General features: G+C 69.8%; 13 protein-coding genes. 5 read left to right on the forward strand and 8 right to left on the reverse strand.

Features of this window, described 5'->3' with window-relative positions; all coding sequences use genetic code 11:
• Positions 1–55: 55 nt before the first annotated feature.
• The 4 genes from ABE957_RS14975 to ABE957_RS14990 all read right to left on the reverse strand — a co-directional run bounded on the left by ABE957_RS14975 (position 56) and on the right by ABE957_RS14990 (position 4716).
• The gene (locus ABE957_RS14975; protein ID WP_349759466.1) at positions 56–1543 is read right to left on the reverse strand and encodes a SulP family inorganic anion transporter; all 1488 of its coding nucleotides are present in this window, start codon (positions 1541–1543) and stop codon (positions 56–58) included.
• 410 nt (positions 1544–1953) lie between these two features.
• Positions 1954–2751: a slipin family protein gene (locus ABE957_RS14980; protein WP_349759467.1), complete on the reverse strand. Its 798-nt coding sequence runs from the start codon at positions 2749–2751 to the stop codon at positions 1954–1956.
• Positions 2752–2809: 58 nt separating this feature from the next.
• Positions 2810–4345 (reverse strand): NfeD family protein, encoded by a 1536-nt coding sequence (locus ABE957_RS14985; protein ID WP_349759468.1) that lies wholly within the window; start codon positions 4343–4345, stop codon positions 2810–2812.
• 56 nt (positions 4346–4401) lie between these two features.
• Positions 4402–4716 carry a putative quinol monooxygenase gene (locus ABE957_RS14990; RefSeq protein WP_349759469.1) on the reverse strand — a complete coding sequence of 105 codons (315 nt, stop codon included), beginning with the start codon at positions 4714–4716 and terminating at the stop codon, positions 4402–4404.
• A 101-nt stretch (positions 4717–4817) separates the two neighbouring features.
• Here ABE957_RS14990 and ABE957_RS14995 point away from each other — a divergent pair, with 101 nt between their 5' ends.
• Positions 4818–5222 carry a VOC family protein gene (locus ABE957_RS14995; RefSeq protein WP_349759470.1) on the forward strand — a complete coding sequence of 135 codons (405 nt, stop codon included), beginning with the start codon at positions 4818–4820 and terminating at the stop codon, positions 5220–5222.
• A 197-nt stretch (positions 5223–5419) separates the two neighbouring features.
• Here ABE957_RS14995 and ABE957_RS15000 read toward each other — a convergent pair whose 3' ends face one another.
• Positions 5420–6148: a hypothetical protein gene (locus tag ABE957_RS15000; protein WP_349759471.1), complete on the reverse strand. Its 729-nt coding sequence runs from the start codon at positions 6146–6148 to the stop codon at positions 5420–5422.
• A gap of 211 nt (positions 6149–6359) precedes the next feature.
• On the opposite strand from ABE957_RS15000, the gene ABE957_RS15005 reads away from it, so the two are divergent.
• From ABE957_RS15005 to ABE957_RS15020, 4 genes are all read left to right on the forward strand, one after another.
• On the forward strand, positions 6360–7448 hold the full coding sequence (locus tag ABE957_RS15005; RefSeq protein ID WP_349759472.1) for an aminoglycoside phosphotransferase family protein: 1089 nt from the start codon (positions 6360–6362) through the stop codon (positions 7446–7448).
• Between the two features lie 78 nt (positions 7449–7526).
• Entirely contained in the window at positions 7527–8756 is a 1230-nt protein-coding gene (locus ABE957_RS15010; protein ID WP_349759473.1) for an ABC transporter substrate-binding protein, read from the forward strand.
• Between the two features lie 49 nt (positions 8757–8805).
• The gene (locus ABE957_RS15015) at positions 8806–10485 is read left to right on the forward strand and encodes an ABC transporter permease (RefSeq protein ID WP_349759516.1); all 1680 of its coding nucleotides are present in this window, start codon (positions 8806–8808) and stop codon (positions 10483–10485) included.
• Entirely contained in the window at positions 10482–11117 is a 636-nt protein-coding gene (locus ABE957_RS15020; RefSeq protein WP_349759474.1) for an ATP-binding cassette domain-containing protein, read from the forward strand. The genes ABE957_RS15015 and ABE957_RS15020 overlap by 4 nt, the downstream gene beginning before the upstream one ends.
• Here ABE957_RS15020 and ABE957_RS15025 read toward each other — a convergent pair.
• Genes ABE957_RS15025 through ABE957_RS15035 form a run of 3 tightly spaced genes read right to left on the reverse strand, consistent with a single transcriptional unit; the run spans position 11060 to position 13565 of the window.
• The gene (locus ABE957_RS15025) at positions 11060–11914 is read right to left on the reverse strand and encodes a C40 family peptidase (RefSeq protein WP_349759475.1); all 855 of its coding nucleotides are present in this window, start codon (positions 11912–11914) and stop codon (positions 11060–11062) included. The two genes, ABE957_RS15020 and ABE957_RS15025, sit on opposite strands and share 58 nt — an antisense overlap.
• A 29-nt stretch (positions 11915–11943) precedes the next feature.
• A complete protein-coding gene (locus tag ABE957_RS15030; RefSeq protein ID WP_349759476.1) occupies positions 11944–12495 on the reverse strand; it encodes a hypothetical protein in 552 nt (183 codons plus the stop codon).
• On the reverse strand, positions 12492–13565 hold the full coding sequence (locus ABE957_RS15035; RefSeq protein ID WP_349759477.1) for a DUF3179 domain-containing protein: 1074 nt from the start codon (positions 13563–13565) through the stop codon (positions 12492–12494). The genes ABE957_RS15030 and ABE957_RS15035 overlap by 4 nt, the downstream gene beginning before the upstream one ends.
• Positions 13566–13671 lie beyond the last annotated feature (106 nt).

Here is a 13671-nt window from a genome sequence, read left to right on the forward strand (position 1 = left end):
TGAAACTGGCGTGTGTTGTCGTCTCTTCCACGTTCTACATCATCCGCCCGGCGGGTCAATGGCCGCCCATCAGCTTCTCGACGGCTTCCGGGTCGTCATGCACCGCATAGCGGTCGACGATGGTGGCGCTCGCCTCGTTGAGGCCGATCAGCTCGACCTCGGTGCCCTCGCGGCGGAACTTGATCACCACCCGGTCCAGGGTCTGGACGGCGGTGATGTCCCAGAAGTGGGCGCGGGACAGGTCGATGGTGACCTTCTCCACGGTCTCCTTGAAGTCGAAGGCGCCGCCGAAGCGCTCGGAGGAGGCGAAGAACACCTGGCCCACCACCTGGTAGACCCGGTGTCCCTCCTCGGGGGTCTCGGCGCCCACATAGAGGATGTTGCCGACCTTGTTGGCGAAGTTCATGGCGGCGAGCAGCACGCCGACGAAGACGCCGATGGCCAGGTTGTGGGTGCCGACAGTGACCGCCACGGTGGCGAGCATCACCATGTTGGTGCTCATCGGGTGCTTCTTGAGGTCCTTGATGGAGCTCCAGCTGAAGGTGCCGATGGAGACCATGATCATCACCGCCACCAGGGCGGCCATGGGAATCTGCGACACCCAGTCGGCCAGGAAGACCACCATCAGCAGCAGCACCACGCCGGCGATCAAGGTGGAGAGGCGCGTCCGGCCACCGGACTTGATGTTGATCACCGACTGACCAATCATCGCGCAGCCCGCCATGCCGCCGATCAGACCGGTGCCGAGGTTGGCCAGGCCCTGGCCCTTGCACTCGCGGTTCTTGTCGCTGGGCGTGTCGGTCAGGTCGTCGACGATGGTGGCGGTCATCATCGATTCCAGCAGGCCCACCACGGTGAGCATCACCGAGTAGGGCAGGATGATCATCAGCGTCTCGAGGGTGAGCGGCACCTCGGGCCACAGGAACACCGGCAGGGTGTCGGGCAGCTCGCCCATGTCGCCGACGCTTCGGATCTCCATGCCGGTGAGCAGGTAGACCGCGGTCAGCACCAGGATGCAGACCAGCGGCGAAGGCAGCAGCTTGCCCACCATCGGCACGTAGGGGAAGCCGTAGATGATCGCCAGGCCCGCCGCGGTCATGGCGTAGACGTGCCAGGTCACTCCGGTGAGCTCGGGCAGCTGAGCCATGAAGATCAGGATCGCCAGGGCGTTGACGAAGCCGGTGACCACCGAGCGCGAGACGAAGCGCATCAGATCGGCGAGGCGCAGGTAGCCGGCGACGATCTGGAAGACCCCGGTGAGCAGGGTGGCGGCCAGCAGGTACTGCAGGCCGTGCTCCTTGACCAGGGTGACCATCAGCAGCGCCATGGCGCCGGTGGCCGCCGAGATCATGCCCGCCCGGCCGCCGGCGAAGGCGATGATCACCGCCATCGAGAAGGAGGCGTAGAGCCCCACCTTGGGATCGACGCCGGCGATGATGGAGAAGGCGATGGCCTCGGGAATCAGGGCCAGGGCCACGACGATCCCCGCCAGGGTGTCGCCCTTGAGGTTGGAGAACCAACTCAGTTTCAGTGTCTCGTACATGCTGCGATCCAGTCAGGGGTGGTGGAAGGGCCGTATGGCAGTCGGCGTGTCGGGTGCAATAGTCCTCTCCCGCCCCTCGGGCGGCGATGCGCCGTGGGCGGAGCAGGACGAGTGTCGCAAGAAGAGGCGCACGGGCATCGGCGTGGCGCCGCGCGCGGCCCGCGTCGATGACGACGGGCAGCGCCGATAGAGGGGAGAGAGGCGCTAGGGCGGCGTGGCCGGCCCTGCCGGGGGTGTCATCACGGTCTGCCGACTCCCTTGCTCTGCATCAACGGGGCGGCGTGCAGCAAACCTGGCTGACGGCACCCGATGAGAGCGCGGGAGTCTAGCAGAGATGGGGCGGGGGTGCATCCGAGCAGCGGGGCGTATCGGCGCGCCCCGCGGCTCATCGCGGGGGCGCCGGCAGGGTCTCAGGAAGCGTCGTCTGGCGCGGCACCGCCGGTGCGCGCCTGGGCGGCGGGGGAAGCCTTCATGTGCTTGAAGGCCTCCATGATGTCCATGGGTAGCGGGAAGACGATGGTGGAGGCGTTCTTGTTGCTCATATCGCTCATGGTCTGCAGGTAGCGCAGCTGCAGCGCAGCGGAGTTCTCGGCCATGACGTTGGCCGCCTCGACCAGCTTCCTGGAGGCCTGCAGCTCGCCCTCGGCATGGATCACCTTGGCGCGACGCTCGCGCTCCGCCTCGGCCTGGCGGGCGATGGCGCGGATCATGCTCTCGTCGAGGTCGACATGCTTGATCTCCACGTTGGCCACCTTGATGCCCCAGCCCTCGGCGGAGGTGTCGATGATTTCCTGGATGTCGTCGTTGAGCTTGTCCCGCTCGGAGAGCATCTCGTCGAGGTCGTGCTTGCCGAGCACCGAGCGAAGCGTGGTCTGGGCCAGCTGGCTGGTGGCGTTGACGAAGTTCTCCACCTGGATGATCGCCTTCTCGGGGTCCACCACCCGGAAGTAGAGCACCGCGTTGACCTTGACGGTGACGTTGTCCTGAGAGATGACGTCCTGCTCCGGGACGTCCATGGTGATCACCCGCAGGTCGACCACCTCCATCTTCTGAATGCCGGGGATGATGATCAGCAGGCCCGGCCCCTTCACCGCCTGGAAGCGACCGAGAAAGAACACCACCCCGCGCTTGTATTCGGGCAGGATGCGGATTGAGGCCGCCAGCAGCAGGACCAGCAGGACGACCGGGACGAGGTAGGAAAGCAGCATGGTGTCGGCTCCTTGGTTGGGCCGGCCGATGCGTCTCATCGACCGTGCCGGGCGGGCCTCAGGACGATGAGGCCAACGGTTCGACCTCAAGTGTCAGGCCGTCGACCGCGGTGACGCGGACCGACTGCCCGCGGGCGAGCTGCTGGGTGCTCCGGGCATTCCAGCGCTCGCCCATCAAGCGCACATGGCCCTGGCCGGCGAAGTCGTCGAGGACCAGCGCCTCGCTGCCGACGAGTTCCTCCTGGCCGGTGCGCGGCGTACGACGCCGCAGGCCGATGAAGCGGGTCATGACCCACAGCATCAGGCCCGCCGCGAGCAGCGCGATGCCACCGATCATCGGCAGCGAGATGTTCAGGGTGTCCGCGTCCATCAATATCACCGATCCGATCACGAAGGCGACGATGCCGCCTATCCCGAGTATGCCGAAACTGGGCATCAAGGCCTCGCCCACGATCAGCCCCAGTCCCACCAGGATCAGCGCCAGTCCGGCGTAGTTGACCGGCAGCACCTGGAAGGCGAACAGCGCCAGCAGCAGTGAGATGATGCCGATGGTGCCCGGCACCAGGCCGCCCGGGTTGGACAGCTCGAAGATCAGCCCGTAGAAGCCGATGATCATCAGGAAGTAGGCGACGTTGGGATTGGTGATCACCGCCAGCAGTTCGGTGCGCCAGTCGGGATCGAAGCGCTCTATGGCGAGATCGGCGGTGGCCAAGGTACGCTCACCGTCGTCCATCACCACGGTGCGCCCGTCGATCTGCGCGAGCAGGTCGTCCAGGTCGCTGGCCACCACCTCGATGACGTTCTGCTCCAGGGCCTCTCGGGCGGTGAGGTTGACCGCCTCGCGCACCGCCTGCTCGGCCCAGTCGGCGTTGCGGCCGTGACGCTCGGCCAGCGAGCGGATATAGGCGACGGCATCCTCCAGCACCTTGCGCTCCATGGCCGTCTCGCCACGGCGCTTGGCCGGGGCCTCCTGGCCGGCCTCGTCCTGACGCGCGGCGTCCTCCTCTTGCGTCGACTCGCCCTCCGCCGGCTCGCCCTGGATCGCCTCGCCGTCGGCGGCTTCCTGCGCGCCCTCCTGCGATTCCGACGCGGGCTCGGACCCGGGTTCAGGTTCAGTCTCAGGTTCAGGCTCACCCAGGCCCGGCAGCCCGCCGCCCCCGCCGAGCTGCACGGGGGTGGCCGAGCCGAGGTGGGTGGCCGGCGCCATGGCCGCCACGTGGCTGGCATAGAGCAGGTAGGTGCCGGCGCTGGCGGCCCGGGCCCCCGCCGGCGAGACGTAGAGGGCGACCGGCACGCTGGAGGTGAGCATGGCGCGAATCATCCCGCGCATCGAGGCGTCGAGCCCGCCGGGGGTGTCCATCGCCACCACCACGAGCTCGGCCTCGCGCTCCTCGGCCAGTTCCAGGCCGCGCTGGAAGTAGTCGCCGATGGCCGGCCCGATGGCATCGTCGATGGTCATCACCATGGCAAGCCCCGCCTCCGGCTGGGCCTTCTGGGCCTGGGCCTGCCAGGCGAGCAGGGCGCCCAGCGCCAGGCACACCAGGCTCAACCAGAGCAGGACGCGACGCTTGGCATCCGATCGGGTAGGCATCATGACCCCTCGCCGTGGCATATCAGATTATTCCTGTGATACCGGGCGACGGGATTCGTTCAGGCCTCGCCGCGCGCCCCGGGGTTCGTCGCCAGGACATCGGCACGAATCACCGACTGCTCGGCGATCAGCTCGTTGACCACCGCGCGACTGGCCGCGTAGTGGGCGGTCTCCTTGTGGGCCGCCAAGGCCTGCTTGTCGGCATAGATCTCGTAGAGATGGATGAGGTCCGGGGTGTCGCGATCCTCGATCACGTCGAAGACCAGGCAACCCGGCTCGTCGCGCACCGAGGCCTCGGCGTTGGGCAGCATGGCCTCGAGGAAACGCTCCCGGGTGCCTGGCTTCAGGCGGGTCTGGACGATGATGCAGTACATGGCAGGCTCTCGTGAGTGGTGGACATGGGTTGTGGAATGAGCATATTTATGGAAACATTTTCCAATATATTCATTAAGCCCCGTCCCGTCGAGGAGGTCCCATGCAACGTCCCGCTCCGTTCAACGGCATGCGCCACATCGCCCTGCAGGTCCAGGACCTCGAGGCCTGTGAACGCTTCTACGTGGACATCCTGGGCCTGGCGGTGCTGCGCCGGGCCCACGAGAACCTGGTCTACCTGACGCTGGGCAACGACAACGTCTCGCTCTCCCGCGCCAAGGCGCCCACCGGCGACGATCCCCAGCGCCTCGATCACTTCGGTTTCGTGGTCGACGCCCGGGAGGACGTGGACGCCTGGGAGGCGTTCCTGCGCGATCAGGGCGTCGAGGTGACCAGGGGCGCCCACGATCATGGCGACGGCGGGCGCAGCCTCTACTGCAAGGACCCGGACGGCAACAGCGTCCAGCCGCTCTACCACCCGAGCGTCTCCGGCCAGCGCCTGGCCTGAGGCCAATGCGATTTGCGGCGGCGCCGAGCCGCCGACTCCCCGAGCATGTCCTTCATGCTGACTCGTTTGGCGCCACCGGCGACGGTGGCGCCCTTTTTCGTCGCCACCGCCCCGGGGACCCTGGACCGGCGAATCCGCGGCGACGGTAGCCTGGAGGATAGCCCAGGGCGCGAGGGTCCTGATGCTCAGAGATGTACTCAGAGGTCGTGGGGCTCGCCGGCCACGCGCTTCTGCACCTCCACCACGTAGGCCGCCAGCGAGGTCAGCGCCTCGCCGCCCCACTCAAGCGGCTCGGCGGCCATCGGGGCGACCATGCAGATCTGCACCATCTCGTCGGCGTGGACCTCCGACATACCGAACTGATTGGCAGCCATCGCCACCCGGTGGGGGAAGGGCTGCTGGAAGGTCGCCTGGTAGCCGGTGTCCTGCCCATCGCTGCCGTGACAGCTCGCGCAGGCCAGGCCGTTGCTGCTCAGGGAGGTGTCGTAATAGAGCGCCTCGCCGCGGGCCAGCATCGCCTCGGGATTATCGCCGCTCTCGTTGTAGGCCGGCGCATAGTCGTCGGGCCTGGCCACCGCGGCGGCGCTGCCTCCTTCGGCTTCGCCCTCTGCTTCACCTTCGCCCTCTGCTTCACCTTCGGCTTCGGCTTCACCTTCTGCCTGAGCTTCACCCTCGGCTTCGGCTTCACCCTCGGCATCTGCTTCTGCCTCGGCCTGCCCCTCGGTGTGATAGCTGGCCAGCAGCAGGGGGGCCTCGTCGGATGCCGAGAAGGCCGCCGCGCTCGGAGCGTCGCCCGGCGGATCGCCGCCCGGCGCGGCCTGCAGCGCGGCGCCGCCCGCCACCAGCGCCAGCAGCGGGGCCGTGTAGGCCAGTTGTCGACTCAGGCGGCCCAGTAGCCTGCGGCGTTGTTCGTCGTGCTGTGACATGATCTCACCCTCCGTTGTGCGTGTTCGAGACGCGGCGCGACGCCGACGGTGCATCCGCGCTACCGTTGTGTCGCCGCAGGCGGCGCGGGCTTACAGCCGCGGCGGCACCGAGCGGCCCGATCGCGCCGGAGGGCCCCACGCCGGGGCCATGTAAGGAAGCTCGCCCCCGTGCGACCATCAAAGACCCATCGTCCCGCCATCAAGGAGCGTCATGCCGGACACCGCCTCTCGCCCCGACTCGCCACGGGCCCCGTCGGCCCTCTGCCGTCCGTTGGCCACGGCCCTGTCTAGCGCCGGCCTCGACGCGGGCATCTCGGCCATGCACCCGATGGCCGACACGGGCCTCGCCCACCATCACCTGTGGCTCGAACGGGAACGGGACGACTGGGTGGCGCGACTGCCGAAGCAGAGCCAGATGCGACTCGACCCCGCGGCGAACCTCGCTTACCAGGCGGCCTGCTTCTCCCGCGCCAGCCAGGGCGGCCATGCTCCCGCGCTGCACGGCCTGCTGCCGCCCGGCCCGGAGCTGCCCCGCGGCGGGCTGCTGGTCGACGCCATCCGCGGCCGCCCGGCGCGCCTGCCACAGGATCTGCCCTGCATCGCCGAGGCGCTGGCCAGCATCCACGGGCTGGCGGTGCCGGACGCCGAGGCGCGCGCGCCGCTGCTCTTCCCCGCCGATCCTTGGGCCGCGATGCGCGAGGAGGTGGGCGAACAGGCCCGCTTCCTCGAGCAGGTCGAGCTGGCAACCGAGGCTCACCGCCTGATCGAGACCGAGCTGGCCGCCCTGCCCCGGCACTTGCCGCCGGGACCCGGCGATGAGCCCCGGCTGATCAGCTTCGATGCTCACCCCGGCAACTTCCTGATCACCGAGGCCGGCCGCGCGGTGCTGGTCGACCTGGAGAAGTGCCGCTACGGCCTGGTCGGATTCGATCTCGCCCACGCCAGCCTCTACACCTCCACCACCTGGGACCTGACGAGTCGCGCCGAGCTGACCCCCGCCGAGGTGGCCGCCTTCTATCGCCACTGGCTCGAGGCCATGGGCCTCGCGGGAGACGTCGATACCCTGCTGACGTGTCGGCGCGCCATGTGGCTCTGGTCGCTGACCTGGTGCGCCAAGTGGCGGGCCAGCCACCGGCGCGAACAGGATTCGCAGCGACACGGCGAGGACTGGTCCGAGGAGCTGAGCGACGACGCCCTGATCGCCCACGTGCGCGAGCGCGTCGATCACTACCTCTCGGTGGCCGCCATCGAGCATGTGCGACGGGAGCATCGCGAACTGCAACGCCTGCTCTCGTCCTGACGCGCCGCAACGCCCGGCTCTCCCTCGATCACGCCCCTTGATCACGCCCCTGTCCACACTCCCAAGAGGAATCCCAAGATGCGCGCACTCTCTCCCCGGTTCGCCCCCCGGCTCACCGCCCTGCTGCCGGCCCTGCTGCTGTCGACGCCGGGCCTTGCGGCCACTCCCGACCCGGCCGACTGGCAGGCCGTGCTCGAGGAGGCCCGCGGTCAGACGGTCTACTGGTACGCCTGGGCCGGGGAGCAGCGCACCAACGACTACCTCGACTGGGTGGCCGGGCGCGTCGACGAGCGCTTCGGCATCACCCTCGAGCACGTCAAGGTCGGCGATACCGCCGAGGCGGTCTCCCGGGTGCTGGCGGAGAAGCAGGCCGGCAACGATGAAGCCGGCAACGTCGACCTGATCTGGATCAACGGCGAGAACTTCGCCGCCATGAAGGAAAATGACCTGCTGTTCGGCCCCTTCGCCGAGGCGCTGCCGAACTTCGCCCTGACCCGCCCCGCGCACAATCCCGAGGTGGTCACCGACTTCACCCTGCCCACCGAGGGCTACGAGTCGCCCTGGGGTCGTGCTCAGATCACCTTTTACTACGATAGCGACGCGCTTGAGACGCCGCCCCAGGACATCGAGGCGCTGCTGGCCTGGGCCCGCGCCAACCCGGGGCGCTTCACCTACCCGCGGATTCCCGACTTCACCGGCAGCACCTTCCTCAAGCAGGCGCTGATCGAGTTGACCGACCAGGGCGAGGCGCTCTACGCCCCGGTCGAGGAGAGCGACTTCGCGGCCGTCACCGCCCCGCTGTGGGAGTATCTGGATGCCCTGCACCCCCACCTGTGGCGCAGCGGCCGCCAGTTTCCCGCCAGTGGGCCCGAGATGCGCAGCCTGATGGGCGACGGCACGCTGTCGCTGGCCTTCACCTTCACGCCCTCGGAGCCGGCCGCCGCGGTGGCCGACTACGAGCTGCCCCCAAGCACCCGCAGCTACGTGCCGGCAAGCGGCACCCTCGGTAACGTGCACTTCGTCGCCATCCCCTACAACTCGCCCCACCAGGCCGGCGCCATGGTCATCGCCAACTACCTGCTCTCCCCCGAGGCCCAGGCGACCAAGCAGGATCTCGAGGTCTGGGGCGATCGCACCGTGCTCGACGTGGCCCGCCTCGACGACGACACCCGGGCGCTGTTCGACCTGGACCAACAGAATCCGGCGATGCTGCCACCGGGCGCCCTCGAGCAGACGCTGCCCGAACCGCACCCCAGCTGGATGACGGCGCTGCAGGATGCCTGGCAGGCCCGCTACATCGGCCAATGATGACAAGCGCCAGCGCCCCGGGCACGGGCGAGGCGGGGCCGGCCCGATGATGCTGCGCCTCGCCCCCGTGCTGATCGTCACCCTGCTGGTCGCGCCGATCCTGGCGGGCCTCGCCATGGCCCTGCTGCCGGCCTTCGGCTACCTGCCGGCGCTCGGCGGCGAGGCCTTCTCGCTGGCCCCCTGGCGGGCGCTGGCCGCCCAGCCGGGCATCGGGCGCTCGGTCGCCATCAGCCTGGCCAGCGGGCTGGTCGCCACCGCCATCTCGCTCGCGGTGGTGCTGCTCTACCTGGCCGCGGCGACGGGCAGCCGGCTGGATCGCTGGATCCGGCGGCTGGTCTCACCGCTGCTCTCCATTCCCCACGCCGCCGCGGCCTTCGGGCTGGCCTTCCTGATCGCCCCCTCGGGGCTGCTCGCGCGGCTGACGTCGCCGGCGCTGACCGGCTGGGAGCGCCCGCCGGACCTGCTGATCGTCCAGGATCCCTGGGGGCTCTCGCTGATAGCAGGGCTCGTCATCAAGGAGGTGCCCTTCCTGCTGCTGATGAGCCTGGCGGCGCTGCCCCAGCTCGACGCCGAGCGTCGGGTGGCCATGGCGCGCTCGCTGGGCTATCGACCCGCTATTGCCTGGCTCAAGGTCGTGGCGCCGGCCCTCTATCCGCTGATCCGCCTGCCGGTGTTCGCGGTCATCGCCTATGCCTCCTCGGTGGTGGACGTGGCGATGATCCTGGGCCCCACCCTGCCGCCGACGCTCGCCGTCTCGATCCTCACCTGGTTCAGCGACCCCGACCTCGACCAGCGCTTCCTGGCTTCGGCCGGCGCGATCCTGCAGCTCGGCGTCACCGCTACGGCGCTGCTGGCCTGGTGGGGGCTGGAGCGGCTCGCGGCCCGGCTGATGGCCGGCTGGATCGCCCGCGGCGGGAGGCGCCGCGGCGAGACGAGTCTGCACCTCGCCGGCAAGCTCCCGATCCTGCTCGCCACGGGCATCGCCTTCACCGGCATCGGCGGCCTGGCGATCTACTCCGTGGCGGGGTTCTGGCGGTTTCCCGATGCCCTGCCCCAGAGCGTGACGCTGGATCACTGGGCTCAGGCGCTGCCCTCCCTCGGCGGGCCGCTCGCCTCGACGGCGCTGATCGCACTCTGTTCGACCCTGCTCGCCGCGGTACTGGTACTGGCGGCCCTGGAGAACGAGCAGCGCACCGGGCGCACCGCCTCGAAGGCGCTGTGGCTGCTCTACCTGCCGCTGATCGTGCCGCAGATCGCCTTCCTGTTCGGCCTGGTGGTGGTGATGGAGCAGCTCGGTACCCGGCCGACCCACGGCCTGATCATCTTCGGCCACCTGCTGTTCGTGCTGCCCTACGTCTTCCTCTCGCTCTCGGAGGCTTATCGGCGGATCGACCCGCGCTGGACCCAGCTGGCCCTGACGCTCGGCGCCTCGCGCAACGCCGTCTTCTGGCGGGTCCGCCTGCCGATGCTGCTGGCTCCCCTGCTCACCGCCTGTGCGGTGGGCCTGGCGGTGAGCATCGGCCAGTACCTGCCCACCCAGCTGCTGGGCGCGGGGCGGGTGACCACCGTCACCACCGAGGCGGTCTCGCTGGCCGCCGGCGGCAACCGCCGGGTGATCGGGGTCTGGGCGCTGGTCCAGGCCTGCCTGCCCCTGGTGGGCTTCGTGATCGCCATCGGCCTGCCGAAGTTGCTATGGTCCAACCGCCGCGGCATGCAGGGAGCCCCATGACCACGCCCCATCGACTCGAACTTCGCGACGTCCGGATCCGCCTGGGCGACAAGACGCTGGTCGCGCTCGACACCGAGATCGCCCCGGGCGAGGTGCTTACCGTGATGGGCCCCTCCGGCTCGGGCAAGTCGACCCTGCTCGCCTACCCGGCCGGCTTCCTGGCCCCGGCGTTCCAGGCCAGCGGCCGGGTGCTGCTGGACGACCGCGATATCACCGCCCTGCCCGCCGAGCGACGCGGCATCGGCCTGCTGTTCCAGGACCCGCTGCTCTTTCCCCACCTGTCGGTCGCCGGCAACCTGCGCTTCGGCATGCCCAGGGCCGGCGCCGACAAGGCCGCCCGGGTCGAGCAGGCCCTCGCGCACATCGGGCTTGCCGGCTTCGGCGAGCGCGACCCGGCCACGCTCTCCGGCGGACAGAAGGCGCGCGTCGCGCTGATGCGCCTGCTGCTCTCGGCACCCTGCGCGGTGCTGCTCGACGAGCCCTTCTCCAAGCTCGACACCCACCTGCGCCAGGAGATGCGCCGGCTGGTGTTCGAGCGCCTGCGCGAGGCCGGCCTGCCCAGCCTGCTGGTGACTCACGACCGCGAGGACGCCGAGGCGGCCGGCGGGCGGGTGATCGAGCTCTCCTCCTGAATCGCGTCGTCCTGGAGCGTATCGTGCTGGGCCGTATCGCGTTCCGATTGATCCTGCCACGCCAGGGCGTGGGGATCGAAGCCGCCGACCAGCCGCGGCTTGACGACCTCGAACCAGGGGGAGAGATCGAAGTCCCGCGGGGTGAAGAGGCTATGGTGGCGACGCCGAAACACCCGCGAACGGCCCGCCACCGGGATCGGCAGGATCGGGTAGCGCACCGACTGGAAGGCCTCGGCGATCAGGGTCGAGCAGATGGCGCGGGTCGGATCACCGCTGCCGAGCCCCAGCATGCGCCGCCGCCAGGGCGTCGGCACCGGCGGCAGTGGCAGGAGATAGCGGGCCAGATCCAGGATGTTGCGCATGTCGTAGCGGTGCCCCACGCGGGCGCAGACGAAGGCGATCAGCCGGTCGATCTCCGCCGGGCCCAGCCCCACCGGGCGACAGATGCGCAGCGCATAGCCGTCGAACTCCTCGAAACCCACCACGCGCACCCCCTCCGACAGGTCCGCCTCGACGAAGCCGCCGCCCCGGATGGGCACCGCGGCACCGAACGCCGTCGCGCCGAGCGCCGCCGCGCCGGGACAGCCGCTCTCGCCCACGTAGAGGGCGGCATGCGACCAGGTCGACTGTGTCAGGTACTTGATCACCGTGCTGATCCGCGAGGAGCCCTCGACCAGCAGCACGTCACCGGGCTTGAGACACGCCTGGATGTCCTCCTCGACGGGCTGCTGGGGGCAATGCCAGGGCCTCGGGCAGGAGAGCCAGCCCCCGAGGCCGTGGCCGCATCGATCGAGCATGGTCGACATCCCGGTCGTCCTCCCGTCGTTCATGAGGTGGAGGCGGCCAGCCGCCTGGCCAGAATGCCGAGACTCGCCAGCAGCAGCAGCGCCGCCAGCGGCAGCAGCCAGGGGAGCACCGGGATCAGGGCACCGGCCAGCGGCAGCCCGAGCCAGATCAGCAGCATCGGCGCGCAGCAGGCGCCGCCCGCCAGCAGGGCCGGCAGCGCGGCCAGCAGGGAGCCGCCGGGCGCGCGCCAGGCGCAGTGGCTCGCGGCATGGCGCACCCGCCAGCCCAGCACCAGGTTGGCGCCCAGCAGCAGCCCTAGCCCCAGGCCCAGCAGGGTATTGAGCGGACTGAAGGTCCAGATCCAGGCGCCCGCCTCGATCAGCCCCACCGGCTCGAAATAGAGGGGGCCGCGCGTCTGCCAGACCCGCTCCCAGGCGGGAAAGCTCGCGGCGAGCCCCCCGCCACCGCCGGGGCCGAGATCGCCGATCACCCACAGGTAGAGCCCGGTATAGACGAGCCCGACACCGCCGACGAGCGCCGCGTCCCAGGGGCGCCCGACCAGCGCGTCGCGCAGGGCGGCGAGCGCGGTCATGGTGCATCCTCCGGCGCCCCGTAGAGCAGGGTCTCGGGATAGAAGGCCGCCCAGGCGAACCACATGGCCTCGAAGGCATTGATCGGCTCGAGCGCCTCGGTGCCGCCGCCGCTGACTCCCGCCGGGCCGAAGGTCAGCTCATCGACGCGGATCGCGACCCGCCGGGGATTGTGAAAGACCCAGCCGGTCGAGAGACCGGCATCGCGGATCACCGTGTAGTGGCTGTCGCCGACCGCAAGCTCGATCACCGCCTCACGGCGCAGCGCCTCGCGGGTCACGGCGGCCGCGCCCTGGCGAGTGCGAAACCCCAGCACGCTGGCCTTGGGTGGCAGCCGTCGGCTCTCCGCCATGACCGGGAAGAGCCTGCTGCTCTGCGGGCGGTAATAGCCGCGCAGGGGGGCGTAGCTGCCGTAGGGGTCGCGTCGATAGTTGCGCACGTGGCCGGTCTCGCGGCTGAGCACGCGGGTGTCCGGGTGGCGCGCCTTCCAGGCGCCCCAGGTGGTCCAGATGACCCTCAACTCATCGAGCCCCTGTCCCGCCAGCGGGCCGTCGATGGCCACGCCGAGCATCTGCGGCACCTCGCTTCCGGTGAGGCGGTCGTACATGATCAGGTTGCTGTTCACCAGCCGCCCGGAGACGCCCAGCTCGGCGTCGCCGCGATGAAAGCCCAGGGCGCTGCCGGTCAGCGGGCAGTAGGTGATGCTCACGGGCCGGCCGTCCAGGGTGTCGTTGACGATCTCGTGCCACACCAGGATGCCCTGCGGATAGGCGCGGGCCTCGCCATCCAGATAGAGGCCGATGATCCGGTCGTTCGCAGCGAGCAGCGCATCGGCCGCCGCCACCGAGTGAAAGCGGGGCCGATCGATGGAGGGGATGCCGTCCTTGCCGGGGCCGCCGGAGCGCACCGCCCGACGGAACGCCTGCAGGGAGTACGCCAGGGGCACACGGGGCGCCTCGACGGTGGGCAGCGCCGCCCACGCCTCGGGCAGGGGCTGTGGAAGGGGCTGTGGCAAGGGCAGCAGCAGCCATGCGGCGAGCAGGATCATCAGGGTAAGACGCCACCGGGACATGGATCACCTCCCTGCGCGGCGGATGCCGGCGCGCAGTGAATGCCGTCACCGCCGGGACGCGGGCGGCCTCCCCTTTCTGTCGCGCGGTGCCTTTCGACCTTACGCT

The organism is Halomonas pelophila (assembly GCF_040196315.1).
Lineage (GTDB): Bacteria > Pseudomonadota > Gammaproteobacteria > Pseudomonadales > Halomonadaceae > Halomonas > Halomonas pelophila.

What these genes read in the sequence shown, in the direction of transcription:
- ABE957_RS14980 (WP_349759467.1), bottom strand. Translation starts at nt 2,751, where the DNA reads ATGCTGCTTTCCTACCTCGTCCCGGTCGTCCTGCTGGTCCTGCTGCTG.
- ABE957_RS14995 (WP_349759470.1), top strand. Translation starts at nt 4,818, where the DNA reads ATGCAACGTCCCGCTCCGTTCAACGGCATGCGCCACATCGCCCTGCAG.
- ABE957_RS14990 (WP_349759469.1), bottom strand. Translation starts at nt 4,716, where the DNA reads ATGTACTGCATCATCGTCCAGACCCGCCTGAAGCCAGGCACCCGGGAG.
- ABE957_RS15025 (WP_349759475.1), bottom strand. Translation starts at nt 11,914, where the DNA reads ATGCTCGATCGATGCGGCCACGGCCTCGGGGGCTGGCTCTCCTGCCCG.
- ABE957_RS15005 (WP_349759472.1), top strand. Translation starts at nt 6,360, where the DNA reads ATGCCGGACACCGCCTCTCGCCCCGACTCGCCACGGGCCCCGTCGGCC.
- ABE957_RS15000 (WP_349759471.1), bottom strand. Translation starts at nt 6,148, where the DNA reads ATGTCACAGCACGACGAACAACGCCGCAGGCTACTGGGCCGCCTGAGT.
- ABE957_RS15015 (WP_349759516.1), top strand. Translation starts at nt 8,806, where the DNA reads ATGCTGCGCCTCGCCCCCGTGCTGATCGTCACCCTGCTGGTCGCGCCG.
- ABE957_RS15035 (WP_349759477.1), bottom strand. Translation starts at nt 13,565, where the DNA reads ATGTCCCGGTGGCGTCTTACCCTGATGATCCTGCTCGCCGCATGGCTG.
- ABE957_RS14985 (WP_349759468.1), bottom strand. Translation starts at nt 4,345, where the DNA reads ATGATGCCTACCCGATCGGATGCCAAGCGTCGCGTCCTGCTCTGGTTG.
- ABE957_RS14975 (WP_349759466.1), bottom strand. Translation starts at nt 1,543, where the DNA reads ATGTACGAGACACTGAAACTGAGTTGGTTCTCCAACCTCAAGGGCGAC.
- ABE957_RS15010 (WP_349759473.1), top strand. Translation starts at nt 7,527, where the DNA reads ATGCGCGCACTCTCTCCCCGGTTCGCCCCCCGGCTCACCGCCCTGCTG.
- ABE957_RS15020 (WP_349759474.1), top strand. Translation starts at nt 10,482, where the DNA reads ATGACCACGCCCCATCGACTCGAACTTCGCGACGTCCGGATCCGCCTG.
- ABE957_RS15030 (WP_349759476.1), bottom strand. Translation starts at nt 12,495, where the DNA reads ATGACCGCGCTCGCCGCCCTGCGCGACGCGCTGGTCGGGCGCCCCTGG.